Raw genomic sequence first — 13,857 nt, forward strand, 5'->3', positions numbered from 1 at the left:
CTAGGTTAAGCATGTGATGGTATTGGTCAAATCGCATTTGGTCGAGTTTATTTTTGTTAAAAATCCTAATCCATTATTTTAATCATAGAATTACCAATAAGATTACTTGATAGCCTTAGTGAAATTCTAAGGATGTTTTTAAAAATAAACCAGAATCAATTCAACATCAAGAAAGATTATAGACCAAAGCCTATGCTTTTTACAAATAAAAATCAAATATCCAACAGGATAATAGTACTTGTTCCATTCAGGAATGTTGGAAATTATATTATTGATTGTGTAAGCTCAATTTTAGGACAAGAATACAACAATTATGAAGTGTATCTATTGGATGACGCATCAGATGATGGTACAATAGTGTTAATAGATGATGATTTGCCAAATTTTTATAAAAGAATAAATAATTCTCGTATCGGAGCATTGGAAAATATATACCAAGCATTAGTAACAGAGTCTTTCTTAGATGAGGACATAATAATCATCTTAGATGGTGATGATTATATTTTCGGAGAATTTGCTTTTCAAATAGTAAACAGTAAATATCATGACGATGCGCTGCTAACTTATGGTTCATATATTACTAATTATGGTTTTTATGATCCAAGTTCGCCATATACAGAAGAGGAATTCAATATGCTGAGGCAGACAACATGGAAAGCATCTCATCTTAAAACTTTTAAATACAAATTATTCAAAGCTTTTTTAGACCAAGATCCAAATGTTGAGAATTTTAGATACAGCGACAACAGATATGGAGATAATCGATTTTACATGTCGACGTATGACCAAGCGTTAATGTTACCTCTTTTAGAAATTGCTGGATATGAAAACTGCCTATTTATTCAGAACGTAATTTATTGCTATAGACTCCATAAGGATAACGACCATGCAACAGACGAAGGGAGAAAACTACAACTAGAAGCTTTTTATGATATTAGAAGCCGCCCCCCTTTAAATAGAAAGTTTTAGAAATCGATATAGAAATTAACACAAAATTCAAAAATCTTTTATAGTCCAGCCACTATAATTGAAACTCAGCATAGGAGTCAAATATGTCATTCAACAAGTGCTTAATAATGTAAAACTTTAGCAGAATTGTAAACTTAAATTAAGTCAAATGAAATCAAAACGTTTGCAAATGGCTTTACTAAAATTTAGTGAAAGCCAAAAAGGAGGCAATCTTTCGGACGGTTTTGAAGTAATGAACCTTGATGAAGCATCAGCAACCCGTGGTGGGATTTTAGCTGCTTGCACATGTAACAACGGTTCAAACTACACGACCAAAGAACCTGATTGTACCTGTAACAATGGTAGTAATTACGGATAGTAATTATTACAAAAGAATTTACGGCATGTGGATGAAAATTCGCATGCTGTAATCAAATAATTAGCCTACAGCCAGTTCGAAATAGGCTTTGTACTTAAAATAAGTAATAATATTGAAATAAGCTCTTATAAATATGAATTTCAAACTTTCAAAATATATAGTGATCACCGATGTTTTAGACCCAAACAGCGATGTTCATCAACGTATACTCTTTTCTACTCGAAGTGGTATATCTACATTGATCGAGGAGGGTCTATATCAAAGCCTATTAAAAGGGGATTTTTCTACCATTGATACTACTGCATTAGCTAGGCTAATGGAGTATGAAATTATAGTCCACAGCTTAGAGGATGAGTTTCAAGAGATATTAAAATTGAACAAATTAGGAGTTAAAGATACAAAATGTGTATCAATGACCATTCAACCTACTGCAAATTGTCAATTAGGATGTTTCTACTGTGGTCAAGTTCATTCCAAGCTGACTATGACTCAAGAAATTCAAGATAAGATAATCGAAAGGTTATATTATCAACTAGATAAGAAACCTGACACTGAATTAGTGCATACAACCTGGTATGGGGGAGAACCTTTAATGGGTTATTCTGCCATAATTAACCTAAGCAATAAAATGCAGGAGATTGCTTATGAACGTAATCTTAGGTATAGCGCTTCAATCATCACAAATGGGCTTAGCTTAAAAAAAGATATATTCACTGAACTCTATCTAAATCACAAGGTTAAACGATTTCAAATCACTTTAGATACTACTAAGGAACATCACGATAAACGTCGGATAACGAAAAAAGGAGAGTCAACTTTTGATATTATAATGAAAAACATACTTGATATCTGCTCTTTGGATCATTACCAACAATTCGTAACACATCCGATTTTCATTCGGATGAATATTGATGAAACCAATTATCTACAAGCAAATGAAATGGTTGATTATATGGCATCTTTAGGATTACAAGACAAAGTTGAAATGGGCTTTTTCCCAATCACAAATTGGGGTGACAAGACTGTTGGAGATGAACAAGGTTTAACCACTATAGAATTCGCTGAACTTGAAATAGAATGGCTAATGTATCTATTAGAAAAAGGATTTCCTGTGAAGTACGTTTTGCCAACAAGAAACTATGATGTATGTATGGTAGTCAACGAAGCTAGTGAGGTTTATGATGCTACGGGAAATATCACGCCTTGTTATGAATTCCCCTATACGCCTAAATATACGGAGGAAAAACATATTATTGGAAATCTTCTGCAAGATAAAACAACCTTTAACAAAAACACTCAGGTTCGAGGATGGTATGATGATCTTGCAACTTGTAATGTTTCTCCGAAATGTTCAAAGTGTAATCTATTTCCAGTTTGCAATGGCAATTGCCCTAAAGATTGGTATAATGGTGAGATAACATGCCCCACAATGAAAGCGAACATTGAGGACAAGCTCGTTTTACAATATTTAATTGATAAATCCCAATTACAAACTTTAGGATAATAATTATGAATGAATCTCAAATTATTGAATATCTACATTTGTTCGAGAAGTATACTCCAACGAGTGAAAAAGAGCTAGAAGAATCTAAGGAATTAGAATCGAATCATAAAAACTATGACAGTGGACATATTTTTTATGCTCTTTTAAAATATGTTCGACCTACAGAAGAAGTTAGAGAAAAACTTATTTACAACTATATCCTGAGCGAAAAACTTTTTAGGGTCTGTAAAGAAAAGGAACCCAATGTATCATCCTATTTTGTTGACAAAATTTTAGAACAGAACAGTAATCTAGACCCAAATAATCTTTTAGAGTATCACAGTGTAAAATCAATACTAAATCCGGTGTTGGCTTATTACCACTATTATCTTAATAAAGATTACGACAATGCGCAAAAATATATGGTCGAATTACTGGATAATATCGATTTTTTGATTGACCATGGATTTGAGGACGGAATGTATATGAAAATAGAACAATACCTAAATATATCTAAAGTTTATTTTAATGCTGAAAAATATTCCGAATCGGCACTATTCGCTAGAGAGGTGATAAAATATTTAATGAGTAATGAAAAAGAATCTTTCCAGTTCCCTTTTTCAAGCGTTTTGTCCTTCGAGGGGCAGTATCAGTCGATCTTAAAATCATTTATTAACGGAATATTATCAAAAGCTATAGGAAAAATTGACTCTTTAGATTCACTTCATAACGATTATCTTTCTTCTATTTTTGATAATCTTAATATACCTTACAATGATAATATCAATCCATACTTAAAGGATTCACTCGATATTTTCTTGCTAATTCTGAATGGTAAGCAAATGGATGGAATGGAAAAATCTATCAAATCTAATATTTTCAATAAGCAAGTTCCTACCTCCATACAACATTTCATATTAGCTAATATGCTGAATTTCCAAAATGTTTTTCAATTGATACCGTCAGATCTAAAAAGCTCAATTTACGCCTATCAGCTCAATGAATTAAATATAAGCACCTCCAAACTTCGGATCAATGATTTTACTGTAACATCAATGAATTAATATTTATGTTCAAATTTTCCATCCAACATGATATAATGGACTGTGCCCCTACTTGTTTAAAAATGGTAGCAGAATTTTATGGAAAAAGCTACTCCATGGAGTATCTCCGTGAATTGTGCCATTTAGGAAAAAATGGAGTTAGTCTTTTAAGCATTAGTGAAGCTTCTGAAACCCTTGGATTCAGATCGCTGATGGTAAAATTGAACATGCAAAAGCTTATCAACGATTGTCCATTACCATGTATTTTACATTGGAATCAGGAACACTTTGTTGTTTTGTTAAAAATTAAAAGAAAAGGAAATTTCATAAAAAGAATATTTCATAAGCAATCATATTCAAAAGTCTTTGTAGTTGCCGATCCTGCACATGGCATCGTTAAACTAGATGAAGAAACCTTTTATAAAGCTTGGGTTTCTACATACAATGAACGAGGGGTGGCTTTGCTTTTAGAACCTACCCCCACATTTTACAATGCAAAAGAAATAAAAGAAAAGCAACATGGTTTGAAATTTTTGTTTCATTATCTACAACCATTCAAGAGGCATATTGCCCAACTAATTATTGGTATGTTGGCTGCAAGTTTAATTTCTCTGACACTTCCCTTTACAACACAAATATTACTTGACCAAGGTGTCTCGGAGAAAAATTTGTCTGTAGTACACGTAATCCTGCTAGCCCAACTCTTTCTAATTTTTGGAAACATGAGTATCGAATTAGTGCGCTCCTGGTTACTTTTACATATCAACTCCAGAATCAGCCTAAGTATAATCTCTGACTTTTTGTCCAAATTATTAAAACTTCCAATAAGATATTTTGACTCAAAAGCAGTTGGGGATATTGCTCAAAGGATTAACGACCATCATAGAATTGAAAATTTTCTTACTGGTTCTGTACTTACATCACTTTTTTCTTTTGTAAATATCATTGTATTCACAATAGTTCTAGCAGTTTATAATCTAAAAATCCTCAGTTTATTTGTTGCCTTTAGCGTTTTTGGGATAATATGGATTCTGCTTTTCCAGAAAAAAAGAAAGGAGACGGACTACAAAAGGTTTTCCCGAAGCAGAGAAAATCAGGATAAACTTTATGAATTGATCACAGGTATGCAAGAAATAAAACTTTTTGGAAGCGAGACCCCAAAAAGATGGGAATGGGAACAATTACAAGTAAAAGATTACAAATTAAATATTAAAAGCCTTGCATTAGAACAATATCAACGAACCGGCCTAATATTCGTGACTCATGTCAAAAATATCCTTATCACATTTATTGCAGCAACTGAGGCTATTAAAGGGAATTTGACAATTGGTCAACTCCTAAGTATATCTTATATAATTGGCCAGACTTCTGGTCCCATCGAGCAATTAGTCAATTTAATTAGGGCCGCACAAGATGCCAAATTAAGTATGTCTAGGTTACAAGAGATCCATAATAAACAAGATGAGGAGGCAATTGTAAAAAATAAGATATTGTACCCGCAAATAACTTTAGGGGATTTATTTATTGAGAATGTTTCCTTTCAATACGAAGGACCAAATTCTCCGTATGTTTTAAAAAATATTAACCTAAGAATTCCAAAAGGCAAAGTAACTGCTATTGTTGGAACAAGTGGTAGTGGAAAAACGACCCTAATGAAAATATTGCTGAATTTCTATCAACCAACACAAGGAAGAGTATTAGTTGGAAACTCAGATTTAAATAAAATATCCCCCAAATTGTGGAGGAGCCACTGTGGAAGTGTGATGCAGGACGGCTACATTTTCTATGATACAATTGCCAAAAATATTGCGATGGATGGTGGCGACATAGATGAAAAAAAGATGGAAATGGCAATTAGAGTGGCAAACTTACAAGATTTTATTGAAAGTACTCCGAATAATTATACCACAAAAATTGGCTTATCAGGAATGGGCATTAGCGGTGGTCAACGACAAAGAATTTTAATTGCCCGCTCGGTTTATAAAAACCCTGAATATATATTTTTTGACGAAGCAACAAGTAGTTTGGATGCTAATAATGAAAAAGTAATAATAGATTATCTTAACGAATTTTTCAGAGATAAGACTGTAGTAATCATTGCACATAGACTTAGTACCGTAAAGAAAGCAGATCAAATTATTGTATTAAATGACGGCAAGATAGAGGAAATCGGTAACCACTCGACATTGATTTCAAATAGAGGTAGATATTATGAATTGGTAAAAAACCAGCTGGAATTAGGTAATTAAAATTCGACATGGCAGAATTAAAATCAAAATATGAACTGAGAAGTCCTGAAGTTCAGGAAGTGATGAACAAACCTCCACATTTTTTCATTAGCTGGGGCAATCTGCTAATAACATTATCCATATTATTGGCCATGTTGTTAATCAATAAAATTCAAATTAAAAACTACGATCGATTTCTTGCAACAATATCTTCAAACCAGTTGATTGTTAATGAAAATTGCTTAGTTATCAAATTAAATATGGACGACCCGAAGATAGAATATGATCACGGGTTAGAAACTCAAATCACATTTTTAGGCGACAAATCTGTAGATCTTGGATCAATTTTAGGAACTATTGATTCATCTTGGCGTCAAGATCAACATACTTACATCTCCTTGAAAAGTACACTTTATCAAACTAAAAAATTACGCTTAGACAATAGCCGAGTTATCGAACCAGTTGCCGGAATGAATGTTGGTTTAAAGATAACAACCAGTAAAGAAAATATTATAGAGTCGATGATTAGAAAATTAATAAAGAGATGAGACTATCTAAATATATCATAACAACTTCTATAGAAGACGCTAAGGAAACTGTGACTTCCAAGATGACAATAATTTATTCATGTCTTTCTAACCAAACTATCGTAGTAAGGGACGAAGTATTTCAAAAAATTACGAATGAAGATTTCTACAATTTGGATGAAAGACTAATAACGGAGTTACAAAATAGTAGAATATTAATACAAAATGGCAACGATGAGTTTGTTGAGTTATATGATTACGATAAAGTAACTAATGATAATATCTCCTTATTTGTGAACTTGATTGAGAGTTGTCGATCTGGGTGTAATTCATGCTCAAAGAACAACACAATTTCTAGACCCAAAAATGATTTTGTTAATTCTATCAATTCTTACATAGAAACTGAGCTAATCAAAAAAAATCTAAAAACATTCTTTTTGACATGGAAAATAGATGATCCAACTGAATTTATTGAAACAATGATTTCAATATCGGAGTCAAATTTGAGAATTACAGACTTGAATGATATATACTATGCTTCATCACTAATTTGTGAAGGCGAATTTCTAACGGAGAAAGTCTTTGCAATGCTTTTCAATTTGTGCATAATAAAAAAATATCACATAACATTACAATGTTCAAACTATGAATCCACTGAAACAACAATCAAAAATATATTATTAATATTAGATAACTCTCCTTTCCGCCCCCAAGATGGAATTATATTTGAACTCACCATTATAAGCGATAAAATTAATGATGTTTTTAACATTATTGATAAATTTTCACATGCTGAGACTCAAAATCGAATTACCTTTAAATTTGATTTTCTAGAAAATAACGATATTTCTAATGATGAATTAGCTGAGAATGAGATTGATTGTTTATTCTATGCAATAGAAAAGGGATTTATACAGAGTATACTTCCAACTCGTGTTAATTTACCATGTGCGGCAACAGACCAAAATTCATTATCTGTTGATAAAAATGGGAATTTATTTTCCTGTAATGCACTTCCTTTATCAACACCAAATATAATCGAGAATAATCTAATTGGGAATGTTAGCGACGATGTTAGGATTCATTTACACTCGACTAAATTTAGGAATTGGATGCTTGAACTACGGGATAATAAACCAATTTGTTATAGTTGCAATTTATTACCGTTATGTGGAGGTGGCTGTCTATTAAAAAGAGAAGAGGGTAAATCTCTCGGTTGCCCCACTTTTAAATATAATATTGAAGATCGTTTGTTAGTCAGTTATTTGAACCAAAAGTCATCTTTAAATGAATGTATCGTTAGTTATTATATATCAATAGCCTAGTATCCACTTAATCCGAATCAAAATGTCAATTTTTGTCCAAATAGCAGCATATAGAGACCCATTATTGGTTTCAACATTGAGGGATATGCTTGAAAAAGCAACGAATCCTGAAAACTTGCATATAACTATTTGCCATCAATATAATCCTGAAGATAACTATAACCTTGAATTTAAAGAGTTCAAAACTCATCCTCAATTCAATATAATTGAAATTCCATATAAAGAATCAAAAGGTCTTTGTTGGGCAAGAAATTTAATCCAACGTGAATACAAAGATGAAGCATATACGTTACAAATAGACTCGCATATGAGATTTGTTTGGGAATGGGATAGGATCTTGATAGAAATGCTTGAATCTTTAAGGCATAAAGGTATTAAAAAACCAATCTTAACAACTTACCCTCCTCATTTCGAACCTTTTAATTTTAAATATGAAGAAACGGCGCCAAATCAAATTATTTTCCGTGAATTTGATAAACATGGAATATATCCTATTGGATGGCCATCAGAAATTCCTAATTGGGAAGTTCTTACTGAACCTATACCAGCAAGATTTCTAGCTGGGGGATTCTGCTTTTCAATAGGAGCTTTTTGTAAAGAAATCTTAGATGACCCTCACTTATATTTTTCCGGTGAAGAAATTAATCTAGCCGTTCGAGCTTATACACATGGCTATGATTTGTATCATCCCCATATAAATATTACTTGGCATTATTATACCCGAAAAGAAACACCTAAGCACTGGGATGACCATTTTGATACAGGAATTTTGGAGAATCAGGCAATGCGACGATTAAAACGTCTATTTGAGCAATCAGAAAAAATAACCTACTATAATTGGGGAGATTATGGACTGGGAAAAGTTAGGCAGTTAAAAGATTATGAAAGATATTCGGGAATATTACTTAATGAAAACAAAGTACAAGCTTATACTTTAATGAACCTTCCCCCAATAAATCCAACCATTTATAATAATGAAGAGGAATGGAAAAACAGTTTTTATTCATATGTAAACAATTATATCCATATACCAAACTCTGTTATTGATGAAAATGAATTGTATTTATATGAATTTGCTCATTTAAGATTTATGAGTAACAATGATGAAGTTCATCAACAAGCCCTTAATATAGATGAAATTTGGAAAAATAAAAGTTCTGATGAAAGACATTGCAGAATTGAAATCAATTTCAAATGTAAAGATCTTCCAGATTCATGGATTCTTGAACTCCATAGCAAACATGGAGGAAATAATAAAAGAATAAAAGGAAGGATGCCTTATTTCCAAGCCGGATTGAATGGTTTTGCTATTAAAAATTGTATAAATTTATAAAACAATGTCAACAACAAATAAACTAACATTTATTAATGAAAAAAGAGGAATTGAAAAGGAAATAGTAACAAATGAGGATAAACCTATTTTAATTCTTGCAGAACAGGAGAATATTAACCTTCCTTATTTATGTCGAACTGGTGATTGTAATAGTTGTATTTGTAAATTAATTTCGGGGAGTATTATTCATACTACCCAAACAACATTACAAGACCAAGACATAAAAGAAGGATATTTCTTAGCATGTACTGGCTTTGCAACTTCGGATTGCGTAATTAAAACCCATCAGGAGAAAGAGTTTGCAAGATATAAAAAAGGAATTTAACTAAATCTTTCGTTCAATAAAGTCAATTTTTGACGGAAAATGGAAGTTTTCCATAAATCGTAAATGAAAATGTCCAAATATTTATTAAGCTTTTTTTTGATATTACAATTTTTGAGCCCCGTTTTTGCACAAAGTGTAGAAGGAAAAATTATTACTGCGGAAAATAAAAATCTCGAATTTGTAACTATCAAACTTATCCATGATACCACCGTGTTACAATATTCTTCTTCTGATCAGAATGGTAATTTTGCTTTCAATAACTTGAAGGAAAAATCAACATATCGTCTAAAACTTCAACATACAGGTTTTATTGATATTGATACCACATTTATTTCAGGACATTTTAAAAAAATGACTTTTAGGATGTCTGAAAAAGTCAATACTCTAAAAGAGGTAGTTGTCAATGGCAATAAACCTCTTATTGAACGGAAAGTAGATCGTCTTGTATTTAATGTTCAAAATAGTATGGTATCTCTAAGTGGTGATGCTATGGACGTTTTAAAAGTCACCCCGCTTGTTATGGCGGAAAACGATGCATTAAGTATTATAGGTAAAGGTAGTGTAACTATTATGGTAAATGATAAAATCCTACGCATTTCTGGTAATGATCTAACTTCCTATTTACGAAGTATACCATCTGAATCTATTGAAAGTATCGAAGTCATAACCGTTCCTCCATCTAAATTTAGCGCTGCAGGGAATGCTGGTATCCTAAATATTAAGTTAAAAAAAATAGTCAATGATTTTTGGAGCGCATCCGCCCGCTCCATATTTACACAGACAACTCACCCAACTATAAATTTAGGAGCCGGCTTCAATTACAAAAAGGACAGGCTCTCGCTTTATTCTAGTTTAAATATGACTGAGGGTTCTGTTTTATTCACAGAAAAACCCCATATAGCTTATAATACACAAGATTGGAACACCATAAGTAAAAAGAGGAGCTTTAGCAAATATTATAATGGAAGGATACAAGCAGATTACAAAGTAAGTGAAAAAATGAGTGTTGGAGCTCAGGCTTTTCTCAATGATAATAGACCACATGCAAACGATAATACTATTACAAATATTATGCAGAAAACAGGGCTTCTGGATTCTATTATTAATGGAAATGGTTCACAAAATTCTACGACTAATAGTTTAGGCTTAAACTTCAATTCGACATATTCCCTTGGAAAGGATGGACAGGAAATAGTTCTCGACTTAGATCATTATAGAAGCAATTTTGATAATTTTCGAAGCTTTAATTCAGAAACATTTCTACCTAATGGCACCCCTTTCCAGAACAATAAATGGTATTCAGGAAATAATGGCCAGAATGTTTTTACAAATACTTCCTTTAATTTAGATGTTGAGCAAAAAATTAAAATGTTTGACATCAATTATGGTATAAACTTCTCAACTTCTCGTAATAGAAATAATCTACAGTCTGTCGCAACTTCTAGAATTACAGATACCATTTTCAATTATTCAGATGAGTTTGAATTCAAAGAAAATATTGGCTCACTATTTTTCTCTATTAATACCGCAATTAGTAAAAAAATAGACCTTAAAGCGGGCCTTCGAATTGAAAATACAACTACAGAAGGTATTTCAAATACCCTAGTAAAGAAGTATGAGAATAAATACATGAAATTATTTCCGACACTCTACACCTCATATAAAATTAACGAAAAGAACGTTTTTTCACTTGGATATGGAAGAAGAATAGAGAGGCCTGCTTTTCTTGCAATGAACCCATTTGCTAGATATATTTCAAAATATTACTATACTGTTGGAAACCCTTATTTATTACCATCTTTTTCTCATAATATAGAAATGAATTATTCCAACAATAGTAATTTAAATCTTTCACTTTATACCAATTTTGCAAAAGAACAAATTGCTCAAACTGCCATACCATATGAAAACTCAAAGATGGTAGTTGACACCATGCAAAATTTTTATGATATGTCAACAGTTGGGTTTACAGCAATTTATACTTTGCGTAAAAGTAATTGGCTTGAAAGCAACTTCGTATTCAATGGATACCACAGGAACATAAAACAATATGACAATAAAATCGTTCCGGATTATAATGTAAATGTTATCTATTTAAGCTTAGACAACAATTTCAAAGTTAGTAAAAAGATTACCACCCAATTATCAAGTTTTTATTATTCTCCTCAGATTACAGGTATTTTTCGAAGATCACTACGGTTTAATGTAAACCTAAATTTTAGATACAAAATAAACGAACAATGGGACCTCGCACTATTTGCTAATGATATTCTCAAAACACAACAAGGTAAACTAAAAGCGATTGTCAACAGTGTGCAACAAACATATGACAATTATTATGATAGTCGAAGCATTAGACTATCAATATCTTTTAGGTTTGGCAGCATGAATATCAATGCTAGACAAAGAAACTTTATCAGTGATAAAGAAAAACAAAGGGCATATTAATAATTTATAACGAGAGATATGATTGAGCCAATTATTCATCAAATTTTACTATCTGATATTCCCAATTCACTTATATATAAATGCTTAACCTCATGGACAAAAATGAAAAAATTTGGGTTCAAGATAAAATATTGGAATCATGTGGAGATATCAAACTTTATTTCCATTAATTATCCTAATGCTCTACAGGCTTTTATAAATGCTAGAAATCTTGCCGAAGCATCAGACATAGCAAGGTATCTAATTGTTCTACATCACTCAGGTATATATGTAGATTGGGATATAGAACTGGTGGATTCATCGGATTATTACCGCAAAATCTCAAATTTGGATAAAGGGTACTTATTGCAAGATCCAAGAAATGGGACTTTCGCGCCTGAATGTTTTTCAGCCGAAAAGAACGAACCTTTCCTTAGTAAACTAACGGATGATATTATTTCTGTCTATAATTCCCGCCAGCTTCCTCTTACACCTTATTATTCAGGCGCATATAGGATGCGGGAATCTATGAATGATTATTATTGCAACCAACAAATTCTACCAGTAAAAGATATTTTTGAATTTGATTATTCAGAAATAAGGGAACCTTTTCAAAGAAAGGTCAAAAAACCTTTAATCCATTATTGGTTACATACATGGTTATAGTATTCCGTCTCGATAAGGAAGGCTTATAATTGATTTTCATTTACAATATCATCTATATAAAACCACAAAATTAAAACTAAATCTCCGATTTGGTCATGCTTTAATTTTATAAATATTAATTGTCAAAAGAAATAGTCATAGTACATCTTTTTCTATCATTATCAATTGCAGAGGTTTCTATTAATACCATTTATTATTAGAACAAAATTTCTGAGATGCAATGTTATCACTAAACATACGGGCATAGACTATTTTGGCATCCAAATTATTTTTACAATATTTTATTAAATTATTGCAGATTGCAGCAGTACCGTAACCTTTTCCCCAATAAAAATCATCAACAATAAATCCGATTTCGTAAGCATTTTCATCTTCGGAAAAAAAAATATTGAACCTTCGTATTGATTTATTTGTTGTTTGTGTCTAATATTTTTTGATAATTCCGTTGGTGTAAGATTCCCAAGACCTTCATGGGGTCTGTTGTTATTGCATTCATCCATCCATGCCTGGGTATGTTCTCTTACTACTGACAAGTTGAAAAATAAATAAGCATCCAAAATTTCTTTGCGATAACTTCGGTTGAACCGTTCGATGTAACCGTTCTGCATAGGCTTACCGGGCTGGATAAATTGAATAGCGATGCCTTGGTCTTTACACCAGAGCTCAAAATGATGACTGGTGAATTCAGGACCATTATCTACGCGTAGACAGAGCGGTTTGCCCCGCCAGTCTATGATTTGTTCAAGTGTCCGAGTTACCCGCAAAGAAGAAATTGAAGTAGCTATTTCGATACACAATATCTCACGGGAACAGTCATCCATCACATTAAAGGTTCTAAACCTGTTTCCGCTGGCCAAGCTATCGCTCATAAAGTCCATGCTCCATTTTTAATTAATGCTGATCTGTTGTTCCAAAGGTTGCTTCTCCCGAGTAGCTAACCGACGTTTGCCACGTCGCTTCTTGTTCACGTTAAGCAGCTTATATACTCTGTATACTTTTTTATGGTTCCATGGCTTACCTTCTCTACGCAGGTAGGAATATAGTTTTCGAAATCCATATACAGGATGTTTGGAAGACAGTGGGTATTTCGGAGTAATGATGCCAGTGATTTCGGTCAAACCGTGCCACTTAAAAGATCATACAATTATATAAAAAAGCTGTGATTATTCCTTT

Annotated in this window: 14 protein-coding genes; 11 read left to right on the forward strand and 3 right to left on the reverse strand. The window is 32.2% G+C overall.

Annotation, left to right across the window (positions count from 1 at the left end; translation table 11 throughout):
• Positions 1-132 precede the first annotated feature (132 nt).
• The 11 genes from J2X77_RS20630 (at position 133) to J2X77_RS20680 (ending at position 12,684) form a co-directional block, all read left to right on the forward strand.
• On the forward strand, positions 133-969 hold the full coding sequence (locus J2X77_RS20630) for a glycosyltransferase family A protein (protein WP_209578887.1): 837 nt from the start codon (positions 133-135) through the stop codon (positions 967-969).
• 148 nt (positions 970-1,117) lie between these two features.
• Positions 1,118-1,327 (forward strand): hypothetical protein, encoded by a 210-nt coding sequence (locus J2X77_RS20635; RefSeq protein WP_293940135.1) that lies wholly within the window; start codon positions 1,118-1,120, stop codon positions 1,325-1,327.
• A gap of 133 nt (positions 1,328-1,460) precedes the next feature.
• Complete coding sequence (locus tag J2X77_RS20640) at positions 1,461-2,831, forward strand: radical SAM/SPASM domain-containing protein (protein WP_209578889.1); 1,371 nt, start codon at positions 1,461-1,463, stop codon at positions 2,829-2,831.
• A gap of 5 nt (positions 2,832-2,836) precedes the next feature.
• Positions 2,837-3,874 (forward strand): hypothetical protein, encoded by a 1,038-nt coding sequence (locus J2X77_RS20645; protein WP_209578890.1) that lies wholly within the window; start codon positions 2,837-2,839, stop codon positions 3,872-3,874.
• Positions 3,875-3,879: 5 nt separating this feature from the next.
• Positions 3,880-6,102 (forward strand): peptidase domain-containing ABC transporter, encoded by a 2,223-nt coding sequence (locus J2X77_RS20650; protein ID WP_209578891.1) that lies wholly within the window; start codon positions 3,880-3,882, stop codon positions 6,100-6,102.
• An 8-nt stretch (positions 6,103-6,110) separates the two neighbouring features.
• On the forward strand, positions 6,111-6,629 hold the full coding sequence (locus J2X77_RS20655) for a hypothetical protein (RefSeq protein WP_209578892.1): 519 nt from the start codon (positions 6,111-6,113) through the stop codon (positions 6,627-6,629).
• Complete coding sequence (locus tag J2X77_RS20660) at positions 6,626-7,933, forward strand: SPASM domain-containing protein (RefSeq protein ID WP_209578893.1); 1,308 nt, start codon at positions 6,626-6,628, stop codon at positions 7,931-7,933. The genes J2X77_RS20655 and J2X77_RS20660 overlap by 4 nt, the downstream gene beginning before the upstream one ends.
• Before the next feature lie 22 nt (positions 7,934-7,955).
• A complete protein-coding gene (locus J2X77_RS20665; protein ID WP_310082285.1) occupies positions 7,956-9,266 on the forward strand; it encodes a GlcNAc-transferase family protein in 1,311 nt (436 codons plus the stop codon).
• Positions 9,267-9,270: 4 nt separating this feature from the next.
• Positions 9,271-9,591, forward strand: a complete 321-nt coding sequence (locus tag J2X77_RS20670; RefSeq protein ID WP_209578895.1) for a 2Fe-2S iron-sulfur cluster-binding protein — start codon at positions 9,271-9,273, stop codon at positions 9,589-9,591.
• A gap of 69 nt (positions 9,592-9,660) precedes the next feature.
• Positions 9,661-12,039, forward strand: coding sequence for an outer membrane beta-barrel family protein (locus J2X77_RS20675; RefSeq protein ID WP_310082287.1), 2,379 nt, complete (start codon positions 9,661-9,663; stop codon positions 12,037-12,039).
• Positions 12,040-12,057: 18 nt separating this feature from the next.
• Positions 12,058-12,684, forward strand: a complete 627-nt coding sequence (locus J2X77_RS20680; protein ID WP_209578897.1) for a glycosyltransferase — start codon at positions 12,058-12,060, stop codon at positions 12,682-12,684.
• Positions 12,685-12,864: 180 nt separating this feature from the next.
• Here the strand turns inward: J2X77_RS20680 and J2X77_RS23805 are convergent, their stop codons facing one another.
• The 3 genes from J2X77_RS23805 to J2X77_RS20690 are packed head-to-tail and all read right to left on the reverse strand — an operon-like array spanning position 12,865 to position 13,802.
• A complete protein-coding gene (locus J2X77_RS23805) occupies positions 12,865-13,038 on the reverse strand; it encodes a GNAT family N-acetyltransferase (protein WP_409050322.1) in 174 nt (57 codons plus the stop codon).
• Positions 12,969-13,562: an integrase core domain-containing protein gene (locus J2X77_RS20685; protein ID WP_310082289.1), complete on the reverse strand. Its 594-nt coding sequence runs from the start codon at positions 13,560-13,562 to the stop codon at positions 12,969-12,971. Before J2X77_RS20685 ends, J2X77_RS23805 begins: the two co-directional genes overlap by 70 nt.
• 9 nt (positions 13,563-13,571) lie before the next feature.
• Complete coding sequence (locus J2X77_RS20690; protein WP_209578899.1) at positions 13,572-13,802, reverse strand: IS3 family transposase; 231 nt, start codon at positions 13,800-13,802, stop codon at positions 13,572-13,574.
• Between the last annotated feature and the right edge of the window lie 55 nt (positions 13,803-13,857).

The organism is Sphingobacterium sp. 2149 (assembly GCF_031455655.1).
Lineage (GTDB): Bacteria > Bacteroidota > Bacteroidia > Sphingobacteriales > Sphingobacteriaceae > Sphingobacterium.